This window comes from Nocardia vinacea, assembly GCF_035920345.1.
Lineage (GTDB): Bacteria > Actinomycetota > Actinomycetes > Mycobacteriales > Mycobacteriaceae > Nocardia > Nocardia vinacea_A.
Genome location: NZ_CP109149.1, coordinates 6,851,942 through 6,869,009, shown reverse-complemented (window position 1 = coordinate 6,869,009; position 17,068 = coordinate 6,851,942). Strand labels below are relative to the sequence as shown.

General features: G+C 64.8%; 13 protein-coding genes. All 13 read left to right on the top strand.

From position 1 onward, the window contains the following. The first annotated feature begins 282 nt into the window (after nt 1-282). A complete protein-coding gene (gene glf, locus OIE68_RS31320; protein WP_327094587.1) occupies nt 283-1,515 on the top strand; it encodes a UDP-galactopyranose mutase in 1,233 nt (410 codons plus the stop codon). Further along, on the top strand, nt 1,512-3,443 hold the full coding sequence (locus tag OIE68_RS31315; protein ID WP_327094586.1) for a glycosyltransferase: 1,932 nt from the start codon (nt 1,512-1,514) through the stop codon (nt 3,441-3,443). Before glf ends, OIE68_RS31315 begins: the two co-directional genes overlap by 4 nt. An 80-nt stretch (nt 3,444-3,523) precedes the next feature. Then, the gene (locus OIE68_RS31310; protein WP_040685888.1) at nt 3,524-4,069 is read left to right on the top strand and encodes a phosphatase PAP2 family protein; all 546 of its coding nucleotides are present in this window, start codon (nt 3,524-3,526) and stop codon (nt 4,067-4,069) included. Nucleotide 4,070: 1 nt separating this feature from the next. Further along, nucleotides 4,071-5,003 (top strand): decaprenyl-phosphate phosphoribosyltransferase, encoded by a 933-nt coding sequence (locus OIE68_RS31305; RefSeq protein WP_040685827.1) that lies wholly within the window; start codon nt 4,071-4,073, stop codon nt 5,001-5,003. A 7-nt stretch (nt 5,004-5,010) separates the two neighbouring features. Next, complete coding sequence (gene zomB / locus OIE68_RS31300; protein ID WP_419150820.1) at nt 5,011-6,936, top strand: flagellar motor control protein ZomB; 1,926 nt, start codon at nt 5,011-5,013, stop codon at nt 6,934-6,936. A 322-nt stretch (nt 6,937-7,258) separates the two neighbouring features. Further along, nucleotides 7,259-8,266: an alpha/beta hydrolase family protein gene (locus tag OIE68_RS31295; protein ID WP_327094584.1), complete on the top strand. Its 1,008-nt coding sequence runs from the start codon at nt 7,259-7,261 to the stop codon at nt 8,264-8,266. A gap of 385 nt (nt 8,267-8,651) precedes the next feature. Continuing rightward, nucleotides 8,652-9,755 carry an alpha/beta hydrolase gene (locus OIE68_RS31290; protein WP_419150590.1) on the top strand — a complete coding sequence of 368 codons (1,104 nt, stop codon included), beginning with the start codon at nt 8,652-8,654 and terminating at the stop codon, nt 9,753-9,755. Between the two features lie 445 nt (nt 9,756-10,200). After that, the gene (locus OIE68_RS31285; RefSeq protein WP_327094583.1) at nt 10,201-10,389 is read left to right on the top strand and encodes a hypothetical protein; all 189 of its coding nucleotides are present in this window, start codon (nt 10,201-10,203) and stop codon (nt 10,387-10,389) included. 605 nt (nt 10,390-10,994) lie between these two features. Then, nucleotides 10,995-12,032, top strand: a complete 1,038-nt coding sequence (locus tag OIE68_RS31280) for an alpha/beta hydrolase family protein (protein ID WP_327094582.1) — start codon at nt 10,995-10,997, stop codon at nt 12,030-12,032. A gap of 211 nt (nt 12,033-12,243) precedes the next feature. Further along, entirely contained in the window at nt 12,244-14,046 is a 1,803-nt protein-coding gene (locus tag OIE68_RS31275; protein ID WP_327101885.1) for an alpha/beta hydrolase-fold protein, read from the top strand. Nucleotides 14,047-14,148: 102 nt separating this feature from the next. Next, entirely contained in the window at nt 14,149-14,667 is a 519-nt protein-coding gene (locus OIE68_RS31270; protein ID WP_327094581.1) for a DUF732 domain-containing protein, read from the top strand. Beyond that, nucleotides 14,664-15,653 carry a cutinase family protein gene (locus OIE68_RS31265; protein WP_419150589.1) on the top strand — a complete coding sequence of 330 codons (990 nt, stop codon included), beginning with the start codon at nt 14,664-14,666 and terminating at the stop codon, nt 15,651-15,653. Before OIE68_RS31270 ends, OIE68_RS31265 begins: the two co-directional genes overlap by 4 nt. A gap of 188 nt (nt 15,654-15,841) precedes the next feature. After that, nucleotides 15,842-16,882 carry an LLM class F420-dependent oxidoreductase gene (locus OIE68_RS31260; protein ID WP_327094579.1) on the top strand — a complete coding sequence of 347 codons (1,041 nt, stop codon included), beginning with the start codon at nt 15,842-15,844 and terminating at the stop codon, nt 16,880-16,882. The last annotated feature ends 186 nt before the right edge of the window (nt 16,883-17,068 follow it).

Sequence of the window (17,068 nt, the reverse complement as noted above, 5' to 3'; positions counted from 1 at the left end):
AAGGGGCCGTTAGCGACTGCTTGCAGGTCGCTCGAAAGGGGCCGTTAGCGACTGCTTGCAGGTCGCTCGAAAGGGTCAGCGTTGGTGCAGTCGCCGAACCAACGCGAGTCCACGAAACTGGACAGATGATCAGTTTGCGTGAATATGTAATAGCCGCCGCGTTGCCGCGGCGTAGTCGTTTCGGCAAACACCAGGAGAAATCCCGATGGCATCCGTCGGTGACTGCGCGCAGGTCGTGACTCCACCCGGCCCGCGCGCGGACTTCCGATACGCTGGGCACCCGTGACCGTCGCATCGTCCCCGGGTAACTCCGCAAACTCCGCCTCACAGTTCGATCTGATCGTCGTCGGCTCCGGATTCTTCGGGCTGACCGTCGCCGAGCGCGCCGCCAATCTACTCGGCAAACGGGTGTTGGTAATCGATCGTCGCTACCACCTCGGCGGCAACGCCTATTCGGAGCCGGAGCCGCAGACCGGGATCGAGGTGCACAAGTACGGGGCGCACCTGTTCCACACCTCGAACAAGCGGGTGTGGGACTACGTGACCCAGTTCACCGAATTCACCGGCTACCAGCATCGGGTCTTCGCGATGCACAAGGGGCAGGCCTACCAGTTCCCGATGGGCCTCGGTCTGATCTCCCAGTTCTTCGGCCGCTACTTCACGCCGGAGGAGGCGCGCAAGCTGATCGCCGAACAGGCCTCGGAGGTCGAGACCAAGGACGCGCAGAACCTCGAGGAGAAGGCGATCTCGCTGATCGGCCGTCCGCTCTACGAGGCGTTCGTGCGCGACTACACCGCCAAGCAGTGGCAGACCGATCCGAAGGAACTGCCCGCGGGCAATATCACCCGCCTGCCGGTGCGCTACACCTTCGACAACCGCTACTTCAACGACACGTACGAGGGTCTGCCCAAAGAGGGCTACACGAAGTGGCTGGAGAATATGGCCGCCTCCGAGCTCATCGAGGTCCGGCTGAACACCGACTGGTTCGACGTGCGCGAGCAGATCCGCGCCGAGAACCCGGACGCCCCGGTCGTCTACACCGGACCGGTGGACCGCTACTTCGACTACAGCGAGGGCGAACTCGGCTGGCGCACTATCGATTTCGAGACCGAAGTGCTCGAAACCGGTGACTTCCAGGGCGCCTCGGTGATGAACTACAACGATTCGGATGTGCCCTACACCCGCATTATCGAACCGCGGCACTTCCACCCGGAGCGTGAGAGCTACCCGAACGACAAGACCGTGATCATGCGCGAATTCTCCCGTTTCGCGCAGACCGGTGACGAGCCGTACTACCCGATCAATACGCCGGAGGACCGCGCCAAGCTCACCGCGTACCGGGCGCTGGCGAAGAAGGAAACCGCAGCGGCCAAGGTGCTTTTCGGTGGTCGCCTCGGCACCTACCAGTACCTGGATATGCATATGGCGATCGGCAGCGCGCTCAGCATGTTCGACAATGTCCTGCGGCCGCACCTGGAGTCGGGCGAAACTCTTTCGGATGAAAGCGACGAATGACCTCCCAATCGATCCTGGAAGATATGACCACCGAAACCCGCGCGAAGTCGCTGCTGCAGCGCATCATCCTGCCCCGGCCGGGTGAACCGCTGGACGTGCGCACCCTCTACCTGGAGGAATCGCTGACCAACGCCCGGCGCGCGCACGCCACCACCCGCACCTCGCTGTCGGTGGGCGCGGAGTCGGAGGTGTCGTTCTGCACCTACTTCAATGCGTTGCCCGCGAGCTACTGGCGGCGCTGGAGCATCCTGAAGTCGGTGGTGCTGCGGCTGGAACTCGCCGGGCACGGCCGTGTGGACGTCTACCGTTCGAAGGCGGACGGTTCGCGAATCCACGTGCAGGGCAAGGAATTCGCGGTAGCACCCGGCACCGAATCCGTGCACGTGGAATTCGAGACCGACCTCGGCCCGTTCGAGGATGGTGGCTGGATCTGGTTCGATATCACCACCGATACGGCAGTCACGCTGCTCGCGGGCGGTTGGTACGCACCGGTCGAGGCGCCCGGTGCGGGCACCATCGCGGTCGGCATGCCGACCTTCAACCGGCCGACCGACCTGGTGAAAACCCTTGGCGCGCTGGGCTCGGATCCGCTGGTGCAGGAGAAGATCGCCGCGGTCATCGTCGCCGATCAGGGCAACCGCAAGGTGGTCGACGAGCCCGGCTTCGCAGAAGCCGCCGCGGTTCTCGGCGAGCGGCTCGCAATTCGCAATCAGCCCAACCTGGGTGGTTCCGGCGGCTACAGCCGGGTCATGTACGAGGCGCTGAAAACCACCGACGCCGAGTACATCGTCTACATGGACGACGATATCGAGATCGAACCCGATTCGATCCTGCGTGCGCTGGCCTTCGCCCGCTTCGCCAAATCGCCCATGCTGGTCGGCGGGCAGATGCTCAACCTGCAGGAGCGCTCACACCTGCACAGCATGGGCGAGGTCGTGGATCGCGGCATCTTCATGTGGACCTCCGCGCCGAATGTCGAATACGACCACGACTTCTCGAAATACCCGCTCAAGGATCGCGACAACTCCAAGCTGCTGCACCGGCGCATCGACGTCGACTTCAACGGCTGGTGGACCTGCGTGATCCCGCGCCAGGTCGCCGAGGAGATCGGTCAACCGCTGCCGCTGTTCCTGAAGTGGGACGACGTCGAATACGGGCTGCGCGCCCGCGATCACGGCTACTCCACCGTCACCCTGCCCGGTGCCGCCGTCTGGCATATGGCCTGGAGCGACAAGGACGACGCGATCGACTGGCAGGCGTACTTCCACCTGCGCAACCGCCTGGTGGTCGCCTCGCTGCACATGCCTGGCAACGGGCGCGGCATGGTCGTCAACACTGTCAAGGCGACCTTGAAACACCTGCTCTGCCTGGAGTATTCGACGGTCGCCATCCAGAACCTGGCGATCAAGGACTTCCTCGCCGGACCGGAGCGACTGTTCCAACTGCTGCCGAGCGCCCTCGGCGTGGTGCACGAAATGCGCAAGCAGTACCCGGATGCGGTCATCCTGCCGTCATCCACCGAACTGCCGCTGGCCAGCCACATCGGCGTCGGCGCGGTCGGTGAACCGGCGAATCCGATCGCCAAGGTGGTCCGCCTGGCCAAGGGCGTCGTGCACAACTTCCGCCCGGCACATGCCGAACATCACGAGCGGCCGCAGCTGAATGTGCCTACGCTGGACGCCCGTTGGTTCCTGCTCTCGCAGATCGACGGCGTCACCGTCACCACCGCGGACGGCCGCGGCGTGGTCTACCGTAAGCGCGATCCGCGTCAGGCCCTCGGCCTGTTCAAGGAGGCCATGCGGCTGCGCAAGGAGTTGGCGGCCCGCTTCCCGGAGATGCAGCAGCGCTACCGCGCCGCCCACCCGACGCTGACCAGCACGGCGGCTTGGGAGAACGTCTTCGGTATCGATACGAAGGATGAGCAGTAGTGAGTCTGGAAGCCACCGCCGCGGATGACAACACCGCGGTGCACTCGAGTGCGAATGGTCACGGCGGCCCGGTGTCAGCGGTGCCGTCGGCGCCGCAGCCGCCCGAGGTCAAGATCATCAACGCGGTCCAGGCGACCATCGGCACCAAGCCCGAGGTGATCAAGGCCGCGCGCGGTATGTCGCATTTCGGTGAGCACGCGCTCGGCTGGATCGGCATTGCGGCCGCGGGCTGGCTCGTCGACAAACCGCGGCGCCGGCAGTGGGCCGGGGTCGCGGTCGGCGCGGTCGGCGCGCACGCGGCATCGATCGTCATCAAGCGCATCGTCCGGCGTCCGCGCCCGAATGATCCATCGGTGCAGGTCAACGTCTCGACGCCGAGCAAGCTGAGCTTCCCGTCCTCACATGCGACCTCGACCACGGCAGCGGCGGTGTTGCTCGGCAGACTGACCGGGCTACCCTTGCCTGCGGTGCTCGTCCCACCGATGTTGCTCTCCCGGGTTGTGCTCGGGGTGCACTATCCCTCCGACGTGCTCGCCGGTTCCGCGCTCGGCGCCGCGTCCGCCGCTGTTGTGCTTGCCGCCGAAAAGAGACTCGATAGTGACCGCACAAGAAAAGACCTTGGTTGACATGAGTGAAGAGCCGACCAGTACGGACCTAGCCGAAGCAGTAGTCAAGGGCCCGCCCAAGACACTGGCGGGCGGGCTGTTCAAGGCGGTCCGCCCGCGTCAGTGGGTCAAGAACGTGCTGGTGCTCGCCGCACCGCTGGCAGCCGGTCCCGATACGGCCACCGACCTGGCCGTGCTCGGACACGTCGGGCTCGCCTTCGTGGTCTTCTGCATGGCGGCCTCGGGCATCTACCTGGTCAACGACGCGCTCGACGTGGAAGCCGACCGGGCGCACCCGACCAAGCGATACCGCCCGATCGCCGCGGGCGTGGTCCCGGTGAATCTGGCCTACCTGCTCTCAGTGGTGCTGCTGCTCGGCTCGATCGCCGGATCGTTCCTGGCCTCCTGGCATCTGGCCGTGGTGATGACCGTCTACATCGGCATCCAGCTGGCCTACTGCTTCGGCCTCAAGCACCAGGCGGTGCTGGACATCTGCATCGTGTCCTCCGGCTTCCTGCTGCGCGCGGTCGCCGGTGGTGCGGCCGCGAATATCGACCTGTCGCAATGGTTCCTGCTGATCATGGCGTTCGGCTCGCTGTTCATGGCCGCGGGTAAGCGCTATGCGGAACTCCAGATCGCGCTGAGCACCGGCGCCAAGATCCGCAAGTCGCTGGAGTACTACACACCGACATATCTGCGCTTCATCTGGACTCTCGCCGCGACCGCGGTGGTGGTGTTCTACGGTCTGTGGGCGTTCCAACAGGACAGCCTCAAGCACACCAACTGGTTCGCAATCTCGATGATTCCGTTTACGATCGCAATCCTGCGTTACGCGGTCGACGTCGATGGTGGCGAGGCCGGTGAACCCGAAGAGATCGCGCTGGGGGATCGCATCCTCCAGTTCCTCGCAATCGCCTGGATCGGAGCGGTAGGTGTCGCTGTCTATCTCACCTGACGAACTGCTGGTAGAGGGAGTGGAGCGAACAGAACAAGTGACGGAGGAGCCGGCCGAAGGGCCGGCTCGTTCGGCCTTGCGGTTCGCCACGCTATCCCGAGCAACCTTCGTCGGTGGGATCGCGCTCAGCGTCGCACTATTCTCGGTCGGCGCCTGGCAGCGACGCTGGATCGCCGACGACGGCCTCATCGTGCTGCGCACGGTGCGGAATCTGTTGGCGGGCAACGGGCCGGTCTTCAACGAGGGCGAGCGCGTCGAGACCAACACCAGTACCGCATGGACCTATCTGGTGTGGTTCTTCAGTTGGCTCACCAGGGCCAGGCTGGAGTACGTCGTACTCGGCGTCGCGCTGACGGTGTCGATGCTGGCGATCGTCTTCGCCATGCTCGGCGCCGCGCGGCTGTGGGGCGGCACCAAATCGGCGCTACTGCTGCCGGCGGGCGTATTCGTCTACATCGCTCTGCCGCCCGCTCGTGACTACGCCACCTCCGGTCTGGAGAGCGGTCTGGTCATCTGCTGGCTGGGTCTGCTGTGGTGGCAACTGTTGCGCTGGACTCAGACCGAGCGGGTGAAGCTGCCCGCGCTGTTCGGGCTGGTGTTTCTCGCCGGACTCGCACCGCTGATCCGTCCGGAGATGACGCTGGTCGGCGCGCTGTCGCTGCTGATGATCTTCCTGGCCCCGATGCCGCAGTCCCGGCTGCATCCGATCGTGTTGCGCGGCTTGATCGTTGCCGCCGCCGGACTGGTGCCGATGTGCTACCAGGTCTGGCGGATGGGCTACTACGGCCTGCCCTATCCGAATACCGCGGTCGCCAAGGACGCGGGCGGCGCCAAGTGGGGACAGGGCTTCAAATACCTCTGGGATCTGGTCGGTCCGTACTACCTGTGGTTACCGCTGCTGGTACTGCTGGTGCTCGGCGTGGTCGCGGGCCGCTCGGCGCGTGCCGACAAGGCGACCGACGAGCGCGGCTGGACGGTGCGCCGGGTCCGCGAATGGCTGCACTCGCCGAGCGCGGTGGTCGCGCTCATGTTGGGCAGCGGATTCGTTCTTACGATCTACGCCCTGCGCGTCGGGGGTGACTTCATGCACGGCAGGATGCTGCTGCCGCAGCTGTTCTGCCTGCTGCTGCCGGTCGCCGTGGTGCCGATTCGGCTGCCCGAGGGCGGTCTGCGCGCGGTGACCGCGAAGGATTGGTCCTTCGCGGTGATCACGCTCGCGCTGCTCGGCACCGCGGGTTGGGCGCTGTTCGCGGCTAATACCACGGCCATCAAGTCCGGCACCAAGATCAGTGCCTCTGGCATCGTCGACGAGCGCGTCTACTACGTCCTCAATACCGGACACGACCATCCGATCCTGGCCGAGGACTACATGGACTACCCACGCGTGCGGGCCATGGTGAACAACATCGCCGAAACCCCCGACGGCGGCCTGCTGCTGAACTCGCCGTCGTTCATGTTCTGGTACATCGCGCCCCCGCCGCAGCCGATTCCCGACGGCGGCGCCGGGCATACCGTCTACTTCCTCAATCTCGGCATGACCAGCATGAACGTCCCGCTGGACGTGCGCGTCATCGACCAGATGGGCCTGGCCTATCCGCTGGCCGCGCACACCGACCGGCTCACCGACGGCCGGATCGGCCACGACAAGAGCCTGTATCCGGACTGGGTCGTGGTGGATACCGGCATGGTCGACCGGCATCCGTGGATGCCCTGGTACATGGACGAGAAGTGGGTCACCCAGGCGCGTACCGCCATGAGCTGCCCGGACACCGTGGCACTGAATATCTCTTACCGTGATCCGCTCACCTGGGCTCGCTTCAAGCACAACCTGATCCACGCACTGCACTTCGCGAAATATCGGATCGATCGCGTGCCGAAGTACGAGATCGAGCGGTGCGGGCTGGTGGATCCATATCCTCAACCGCAAAGGTGAGACGCAACTCCTGTCACACTGGGCCCATGGATCTCCGTGGGCTCAGTTCTTTCACTGACCAGGGCAAATAAACGTGGCGCATATCGCTTTATCTCTTTTTGATAACGTCACCGCATCGATGAAGCGATATGGTACGTGGGAACGCCCGTCGGGGCGTCCGATTCGACATGGGCCCATCCAGTGGTCAACGTAGAGACGCGGTCGAAGTACGACCGCATAACGAAAGGCCGTAAACCAGATGCGAGGCGTGATCGGGCGAAGGACGCACAATGGACGTCTGAAAACCCGTAGAGCCGGTTCGTGGCTCAAGCGGTCGGTGCTGATGTCGCTGGCTATCTTGCTGCCGCTCGGGGTGTCAGTAGCAGGTCCGGCGGGTTCCGCGTCGGCTGCATTCAACCCGGACGGTTTCGATTTCTGGGTCGACTCCAGCATGGGGCCGATCAAGTCGCGGATCTTCCGCGCCGCGGACGGCAATACCGGCCGCGTGGTCTATGCGCTGGACGGTATGCGGGCCCGCGGTGACCTGAGCGGCTGGGAGATCGAGACCGAGGTCGCCCGTGAGCTGACCAAGTGGAATATCAATGTGGTCATGCCGGTCGGCGGCCCGTCCAGCTTCTACGCGGACTGGAACGCGCCGGGTAACTTCCTCGGCCTGAGCACCGGTTCGTCGGGTTCGGCCAACGGTTCGTCCTCCGGGTCCGCGATGACCGGCTCCTCGGGTTGGAACGAGACCCTCGGCAAGTCGAACACCTACAAGTGGGAGACCTTCCTGACCAGCGATCTGCGCAATGCCCTGCGTGATCGCCTTGGCTTCAGCCCGACCCGCAACGGTGTCTTCGGCCTGTCCATGGGCGGCAGCGCCGCGCTGACGCTCTCGGCCTACCACCCGGACCAGTTCGTCTATGCCGGTTCGTACTCCGGCTACCTGAACATCTCCGCGCCGGGTATGCGCGAGGCGCTGCGCGTCGCGATGATCAGCGCGGGCGGCTACAACATCGACGCGATGGCGCCGCCGTGGGGCCCGCAGTGGCTGCGCATGGATCCGTTCGTCTTCGCGCCGCAGCTGATCCGGAACAACACCAGGCTCTGGGTGGCCGCCGGCAGCGCACTGCCCGGTGCGTCCGACGCGAGCTCGCCGATCGATGTCATCCAGGGCACGCCGCTGGAGGCGCTCGCACTGGTCAACACCCGGGCCTTCCAGGTCCGGATGGCGACGCTGGGTGCGCAGAATGTCACCTACAGCTTCCCGTCCGTCGGCATCCACAACTGGCACAACTGGGAGTCCGAGGTCTACCGCATGATCCCGGATCTCTCCGCCAATATCGGGTAATAGCTGTGTTTGATTGCCGCGCCTTCGGCGCGGACGCGAGACGGGCCGCGAACGGTCGCTCGTAAGACTCGCTCCGAGTGGGGCTGGTAATGCGGTGCATTGACCGCCTGGTGTGTTCGCACGCCAGGCGGTTTTTTTTGTTTGCTCGCATCCGTCCGAAACCCCCGTTGACAACGAATCAGCTGCTGGATGCCTTCGGTAGTTGTGGGGTGAATCACTTTCCAGCAACATAGAAGCATTCGCTGGTGATTGATGTACGAACCACCATGCATGCAGGTGGAATGTCCGTTTTGGACAGGGTTAACCGTCTTTATGCCCGATGAGGGGGTCAGTCGAAATTGCCTGAAATTTGCTGACTGGCCGTCCGGACGAAAGGTCGAGTCGAATGCGAAGTGTGCGCTGGCAACGTAGGCCCGGAAGCTCGGCCAGTTCCTCGGCCGGAGCGGCCAGGGGTTCCTGGACGAAGAAATGGGTGCTCGGTGTGGCGACGGCAATGCTGTTGCCGCTCGGGGTCTCCATCGCGGGCAGTGGCGCCACCGCATCGGCGGGCTTCAACCCGGCGGCCTTCGACTTCTGGGTCGATTCCCCGGTGATGGGTCCGATCAAGAGCCGGGTACTGCGCGCGGCGGACGGCAATACCAACCGTGTCGTCTATGTGCTCGACGGCCAACGTGCGCCGGAATCACTCAATGGCTGGGAGATCGAGACCAACGTCCCCGAGATTCTCGCGAGCTGGAATATCAACGTGGTCTTGCCGGTCGGCGGCATGTCGAGCTTCTACGCGGACTGGAATGCGCCGAGTAACTTCTTCGGCGTCACGCCGGGTTCGATGGGTTCGTCCACCGGATCCGGTGTGACGGAAGCCTTTATGGCAGGACCCGGGAAGAGCTATCGCTACGACTGGGAAACGTTCCTGACCCAGCAATTGCGACCGGCACTGCGGGATCGCTTGGGCTTCAATCCGAATCGCAATGGTGTGTTCGGGTTGTCGATGGGTGGCAGTGCCGCCCTGACGCTGGCGGCCTATCACCCGGACCAGTTCAGCTTCGCCGGTTCGTTCTCGGGCTACCTCAATATTTCGGCGCCGGGCATGCGGGAGGCGATTCGGACGGCGATGGTCGACGCGGGCGGCTACAACGTGGACTCGATGGCGCCGCCGTGGGGCCCGCAGTGGCTGCGGATGGATCCGTTCGTCTTCGCACCGCGCTTGATCGGGAACGGCACCCGGGTGTGGGTCGCCGCCGGTAGTGGGCTGCCGATGTCCGACGATGTGAACATCCCGTTTCCGGTGGCCGCGGACCGGGTCATCAGGGGTGCGCCGCTCGAGGCGCTCGCCTTGGCGAACACCAGGGCATTTCAGGTCCGCATGATGTCGTTGGGGGCGCAGAACGTGGTGTATTCGTTTCCGCCCGCCGGTCTGCATGCGTGGACCAACTGGCAGGACGAGGCCTATCGGATGATTCCGGACATGTCCGCCAATATCGGCTGAGCTATCGGCCGCCACGAATGGTCGCTCGCTCCGCGCGGGCATGTTTTGCGGTGCACAAGCCGCCCGGTGCACGGACCGGGCGGCTTTGTTTTGGTCCGCATCGACGCATCCGTCCGGCGGTTCGCCGGATAATCGCTGGCTTGGTAGTTTCGGTGCCGTCTGCCCGGCGAAGGTTTGTCGTAAGAGTTTGCGCCGGCAATTCCCCGGACCTCATCACGATCCGACATCGCGGCGCCTTTCGGTTCGGGCGTGGTTCGAGCACTTGCCTATTGAAGAGCGACAACGCCGAGACCTTCGGTGCGCGGGGAGCATTGGTGTCGAGTGTCGATCCTGATGTACGACAGCGGCGAGCGATGGTGCTCGCACGGGCGAAAGGTCGAATCGATGCGGTCTCGCGGAGTGCGCGGAATAGTTGCCGGTGGCTGGCTGGGGCTCGGCGGTCGGGGTGGGCATCGCATTGGCGGTGCAGTTCGGAATTGCCGCTGCCGGTCTGGTCCGCGCCTTAATCCGGCCGGAGACGACTTCTGGTCGATTCCGTATGGGGCCGATCAAGTCTCGCATCTGCCGCGCGAACGACGGCAATACCCGGCGCCTCGTCGATGCCTCGACGGAACGCGCGCCTGCAACGATCTGAGCGGCTGGGAGATCGATCCCGAGATCTCCCGGATGCTCCCGCAGTGGAATATCAATGTTGTCATTCCGGTCGGCGGGCAATCCAATTCCGCTATGCCGGTTCGTATCCGGGCTACCTGAAATATTTCGGCGCGAGGCGCTGCGGCTGGTCCGGCCGGATCCCGCGGCCCGACGAACGCGGTCTTCCGCTACCCGGCGGTCGGTGTGCACGCCTGGCGCTACTGGCCCGACCAAGTGCTCGAGACGCTACCGGATCTGAGCCGGCAGCCCGGGTAAGGATTCGAACTCCCTAGTGACCCCCTAATCTTTGTTCGAAATTCCCGTTCCGACACGACATCTCCGCACGAACGCGATAAGGTCTCCGCACGATCACAGCTTGTGAACGGGCGGAATTCGGCCACTCGAATACCCCGGTCTTGCTAAGGCTTCGCACGTCGAATAACCTCCAGCGAGCGCAAGTGTGACCAGATCGTTGTAGCGCCGTCTCTTGTGCCGGAATGTCGGGTACCGGTTCGCATGTGACGCGCGTCTCGTTGGCAGCACGGGTGTCGCCCGGTCCGCAAGGGCTACGGGCGACACCACAACAGCAGAAAGAGAGCAGGATTCATGCGTTTCGGCAGGGCGGCCGCGCCGAAGAGAACCAAGTCGGGACGGCGAGGCACCCCTCGTGGTTGGCGGAATCGAATTCTGGCTGTCGGTGCGGCGGCGTTGGCGCTACCGATCGCCGCAGGCGTGACGGGCCCGACCGTTGCTTTGGCCGCGCCGATGCACGGCCCCGCGCTGCGGACGCCGTCGGGTGGCTTCGAGGATCTGATGGTCCCGTCGCAGATGGGTCCGATCAAGGTCCAGGTGCAGTGGGCGGCGCGCGGCGGTAACGCGGCGCTGTATCTGCTCGACGGCTTGCGGGCACGTGACGACCGCAATGCGTGGTCGTTCGAGACGAACGCCCTCCAGCAGTTCGGCAACGACAACATCTCGCTGATCATGCCGGTCGGCGGCCAGTCGAGTTTCTATGCCGACTGGTACAGCCCGAGCAACACCAACGGGCAGAAGACCACCTACAAGTGGGAGACCTTCCTGACCAAGGAACTCCCCGCCTTCCTCGAGGGCTACGGTGTGTCGCGCACGAACAACGCGGTTGTCGGCCTCTCGATGGGTGGCTCGGCCGCGCTGGCACTGGCCGCCTACCACCGCGACCAGTTCAAGTACGCCGCGTCCTACTCCGGCTACCTGAACATCTCCGCGCCGGGCATGCGTGAGGCGATCCGCATCGCGATGCTGGACGCGGGCCGCTACAACGTCGACTCGATGGCTGCGCCGTGGAGCTCGCAGTGGCTGCGGATGGACCCGTTCGTGTTCGCACCGCAGCTCAAGGGTCTGCCGATGTACATCTCGGCGGCCAGCGGTCTGCCGGGCCAGTACGACAACCCGAACTCGGCCGTCGGCTACTTCAACACCGCCAACGGTATGGCGCTGGAGGCGCTGTCGCTGGTGAACACCCGCGCGTTCCAGTCTCGGCTGGCCTCGCTCGGCATTCCGGCCACGTTCGACTTCCCGGCCGCGGGTACCCACTCGTGGAAGTACTGGGAGGGTGAGCTGTGGAACTCCCACAACGGCATCCTCGACGCCACCGGCGGTTGGTGAGCTAAAGGGTCCAGACGCCGAACGGCGCCGTCTGCTTCCGAACGGAAGCGGCGGCGCCGTTTCGCGTCCGGGAGGCGGATAAGCCTGTCCGCGTGTCTTACCCGCAACCGCGCCGCAACCGGGGTAGGAAACACTTGTGGCAGGACATGCATTCGGCAGATGGGGCCAGCGCGGGCGGCGTAGCGGACGTGTGACCCGTAGCCGGGTCGCGATGCTCGCCACCGCCATCGCGATCCCACTCGCCTCAGGGCTTTCCCCGAGCACCGCACCCGCAAACGCCCAACCCGCCGCCACACCGGCTGTCGGCGCGACGGTGCAGCGGGTGGTGTGGCTCACCGATCGGCGGGTGGCGCTGTGGATCAATTCGCCATCGATGGCCACACCCATCCAGGTGCAGCTGCTGCTGGCCCGGGATTGGAACACGCACCCGGAGGCCAGGTTCCCGGCCCTGTTCATGCTCGACGGTCTGCGCGCCACCGATGAGGAGAGCGGCTGGACCCACGACGCCGGTGCGGTGGATTTCTACGCCGATAAGAACGTCACGGTGGTGCTGCCGGTCGGCGGCCAGTCCAGCTTCTACTCCGACTGGCTGCAGCCGGACAACGGCCGCAACTACAAATGGGAAACCTTCCTGACCAAGGAACTTCCGCTGCTGCTGGAGAGTCAGTGGCGGACCACGGATGTGCGTGGCATGGAAGGCATTTCGATGGGCGGTACGGCCGCGATGTTCCTGGCCGGGCGCAATCCGAATTTCGCGAAATACGCCGCGTCGTACTCCGGTGTGCTGACCACGACCACCCTCGGCATGCCGCAGGCGATCCAGTACGCCATGCACGATGCGGGCGGATTCGATTCGTCCGCCATGTGGGGTCCGCCGGGCGGTCCGGAGTGGGAGGGCCACGACCCATATGCGTTGGCGGACAAGCTCAAGGGCGTCAGCCTGTATATCTCCAGTGGTAACGGCTCGATCGGACCGTTCGACCAGGCCAGCGGCATTCCCGGGGTCAGCACCAATTACGCGGGCATGGGGTTGGAAATCCTATCCCGGCTGACCTCGCAGAACTTCGTGACCAAACTCGGCAAGCTATCCATCCCCGCCCAGGTGAATTACCGTCCCTCCGGCACACATTCGTGGCCGTACTGGGATTTCGAAATGCGCCAGTCCTGGCCGCAGGCCGCCGCCGCGCTCGGGGTCGATCCGAACAAACCGGCCTGCCAGACCGGGGGCGCGATCGCCGCCTTGGCGAGCGGCAACGGCTGGCTCGGCGAATGCCTCACCGGTGAGTACCAGGTGGCGGGCGGTACCGCGCAGGACTTCAAGGGCGGCCGGGTCTTCTATTCGCAGGCCGACGGCGCGCACGCGGTCGGGGGCATGATCGGCGGTGGCTACCAGGCCGCGCTCGGCCCGGGCGGTGCGCTCGGCCTGCCCACCGATGACGAACGCGGGCTGCCGGACGGCCGTGGACGCATGCAGGCCTTCCAGAACGGCCTGCTCTACTGGACCCCGCGGACCGGCGCCCAGGTGGTGCGCGGCGCGATTCTCGACGAATGGGGTAGGCAGGGCTTCGAGCGCGGCCCGGCCGGATATCCCACCGGGCCGGAGACCAAGGCCCCCAATAGGGACGGTACGGTCCAGTCCTTCGAAAACGGTCCGTTCTACTACAGCGCGAAGACCGGTGTGCATCATGTGCAGGGAATGATCCTGGGCAAGTACGCCGAATTGGGTTATGAGAACAGCCAACTCGGCTTCCCCATCGCCGACGAGGCCCTGAGTAAGGATTTCGGCCGCTACGGGAAGTTCGAGGGCGGAAATATCTACTGGAGCCCGCTGTCGGGTGCGTGGCCGGTGCGTTCGGGTCCGATCATGGATATGTGGTCGGTGGTCGGCTACGAGAACGGCAGGCTCGGGTATCCGACGAGTGACGAGTTCGCCGTTCCCGGGGGCATCCAGCAGAATTTCCAGACCGGATTCATTACGGTGCGCGATGGCAAACCCGAAGTCCACGGCATTTAATTCCAACCGGTCTGTTTACCGACCGCCTGCACCTATGCTCGGCTTTCCTCTAGCCTGGGTGGCGACCCGTCCCCTTAGCGAACAGATCGAGGACACGAATTCATGCATCGGACCCGCGGAAAGGTTATCGGCGTAGTCGTGGGGATCGCCGCTACCGGCTTGCTCGCCGCCTGTGGCAATAACGATTCGACTGTGTCGAGCACGCCGACGCTGTCCCACACCACGACGGCGGCGGCAACGACCTCCGCCTCGACCAGCGCCGGTGCAACCGGTCAGCCGACGGAGGCACCCGAGACGCCTGCCGATACGGCGACGCCGGAGCGCCCGCAGCCCGTCCCGACCAATGCCGCACCTGGTGACACGTCGAAGCTCACCGATAAGGACAAGAAGTTCCTCGACGCACTCAAGGCCGCGGGTATTACCCCGTCCAGCCCGGATATCGCGCTGAGCATCGGAACCTACGTCTGCCAGGGCGTCGCGGCGAATGCCTCCGATCAGGATCTGATGACCTTCGCTACCGCGATGGCCGGATCGGATCCGTCCTTCGATCCGGCGAAGATGCCGGTGGAGCAGGCCGGCAAGATCTACATCGATACGGCTAAGGCGACGTACTGCCAGTGAGTGTGCGCAGTTCGGCGTCCCGCCGGTCCCGAAAACCGGCGGGGTGCTTGCTCTTCATCGGTCTGGTAGTGCTCGTCGTCGTCATCGCGCTGCTGCTGTGGTTCGTGCTCGCCGGACCGCTGCGCAAGCCGAAGCCCGGTCCGAAGCCGCCGCCGACACCGCCGACCTCCCAGCCTGCCTGGTGTCCCGATGTGCAGATGATTTCGATACCCGGTACCTGGGAATCGAACAGCAACGACGATCCGCACAATCCGACGGCCAATCCGATTTCGTTGATGCTCAACGTCTCCGGGCCGGTATCGCAGCAGTTCCCGGAGGGACGGCTCGATGTCTACACCGTTCCGTACATCGCGCAGTTCTCCAATCCGATCGCGATTCCGCCGGACGGCCAGCAGTCGTACAACAACAGCCGTTCCGAGGGCTGGCAGCGCGCGCAGGACGCGATGGCGAATCGGTATCGCGACTGTCCGCTGACCACCTATGTGGTCGCCGGGTTCTCTCAGGGCGCGGTGATCGCGGGCGATATCGCCAACCAGATCGGCGCGGGCAAGGGACCGGTACCCGCGGACAAGGTGCTCGGCGTCACGCTGATCGCCGACGGCCGCCGCACCGGTGACAACGGACCGGGCCAGGCCATCCAGATCGGCACCGCGCCCACCGGAGTCGGCGCCGAGGTCTCGCTCAACGGGTTGAAGGTGCCCGGGATCACGATGACCGGTGCGCGTTCGGGTGGGTTCGGCTCGCTTGCCGATCGCACCTACACCATCTGCGCGCCCGGCGACATGATCTGCGATTCGCCGCGCGATGCGTTGAGTCCCCTGAACATGGTCGGCAGCGTGCTGACCCTGGTCCGCGCGGTCGGTAACCCGGTGCACAGCCTCTACAACGGCTACGTGGTGGACGGCGATGGCACCACCGCGACACAGTGGACGGTGAACTGGGCCAACGGTTTGATCGAAGGAGCGCCACATCCGGCGCATTCGTGAGATCGCACAGCGAACACGGTCACAACCTGTGTTCGAGCGGGCGGACCGCGACAACCGTACTGGAGTTGCGTCGCACGCTGTAAAGTGCGCCTGATGATCGCGACGCCGGCCCTCGAGCCCCCAGAAGCGTGGGCACGATGCGGCCCGGCGTCGCGCCCACATTTCCTTACAGCCAGGAGCATGAGTTCATGACAGAAGCCGCACCGGCCACCACGGCGAGCCGTGACGCGGATGCTGAGTTGACCGCGCTGGGTACTCCGCTGCGGCCCTTCCGCTTCGCGGCCGCGGGCGAGGGAAATAAGCAAGAGGGCGGGGCCAGGAAGTTCATCCAGACCGCGCAGACGGCCGAGGAGTACGGCTTCGACACCTTCGTCGTGCCGGACCACCTGGGTGACCAGATCGGCCCGGTCGCCGCGCTCGGCGCACTGACCCAGGCCACCGAGCGGATCCGGCTGGGAACCTCGGTGCTGGCCAACGGTTTCCGGCATCCGGTGGTGCTGGCCAAGGACCTCGCCACCATCGACGTGCTGTCCAAGGGCCGCCTCGAGGTCGGCATCGGCGCGGGCTGGAAGCAGGACGAATTCGTCGCCGCGGGTCTGCCGTACGAATCGCCGGGCGTGCGCCTGGCGAAGCTGGACGAGACCCTGACCATCCTCGATGTGCTGCTGCGTGGCCAGGAATGCACCTTCGAGGGCAAGTACTACCAGGTGAACGGCATCAAGGGCACGCCACGGCCGCGGCAGGGTCCGCGCCCGCCGATCTGCACCGGCGGTGGCGGTCCGAAAATGCTGCGCCTGGCCGCCAAGCACGCCGACATCGTTTCGGTTGTTCCGGTCACCACCAAGAACGGTAAGGGCCTGCTGTCCGGCATCACCTTGGAGAAGACCATCGAGAAGGTGCACCTGATCAAGGAAGCCGCGGGTGAGCGTTTCGCCGATATCGAGCTGAACTGGGCCATTACCGCGATCGTCATCACCGACGACCGGGAGAAGACCGCCGAGATGGCGCTGTCCGCGATCGAGCGCGGACTGCACCCGGACCTCGAGGTCGACGTAAAACTGTCGGTCGAGGAAATCCTCGCCTCGCCGTATGTGGCGATCGGCACATTCGAGGAGATCGCCGAACAGATCCGTCAGGTGCGGCAACTCACATCGATGTCCTATGTTGGTGTGTTCCCAACCCAGATGGACGCGTTCGCACCGATTATTCCGCTGCTGCGGGGGGAGTGACCCGGTCTTCTCTGTAACATGACTCTGGTTTGAGAACATCTAGCCGATAGCGGTCTACCGCGCAGACCGCAATAAAATCTGCAGGCTGGCTCTTGCATGTAGAGCACCCGCGGGCGATAGCGAGTCGGGGCCTCACAGGTAACAGCGGCGTTGTCGCCGTCTTGCTGCGTGTGCCTCGGAGGAGAT

Bases quoted from the DNA above. Each gene is read 5' to 3' on its own strand.
- OIE68_RS31305 (WP_040685827.1), top strand. From the start codon at position 4,071: ATGAGTGAAGAGCCGACCAGTACGGACCTAGCCGAAGCAGTAGTCAAG.
- OIE68_RS31315 (WP_327094586.1), top strand. From the start codon at position 1,512: ATGACCTCCCAATCGATCCTGGAAGATATGACCACCGAAACCCGCGCG.
- OIE68_RS31260 (WP_327094579.1), top strand. From the start codon at position 15,842: ATGACAGAAGCCGCACCGGCCACCACGGCGAGCCGTGACGCGGATGCT.
- OIE68_RS31275 (WP_327101885.1), top strand. From the start codon at position 12,244: ATGCTCGCCACCGCCATCGCGATCCCACTCGCCTCAGGGCTTTCCCCG.
- OIE68_RS31290 (WP_419150590.1), top strand. From the start codon at position 8,652: ATGCGAAGTGTGCGCTGGCAACGTAGGCCCGGAAGCTCGGCCAGTTCC.
- OIE68_RS31270 (WP_327094581.1), top strand. From the start codon at position 14,149: ATGCATCGGACCCGCGGAAAGGTTATCGGCGTAGTCGTGGGGATCGCC.
- OIE68_RS31280 (WP_327094582.1), top strand. From the start codon at position 10,995: ATGCGTTTCGGCAGGGCGGCCGCGCCGAAGAGAACCAAGTCGGGACGG.
- OIE68_RS31295 (WP_327094584.1), top strand. From the start codon at position 7,259: ATGTCGCTGGCTATCTTGCTGCCGCTCGGGGTGTCAGTAGCAGGTCCG.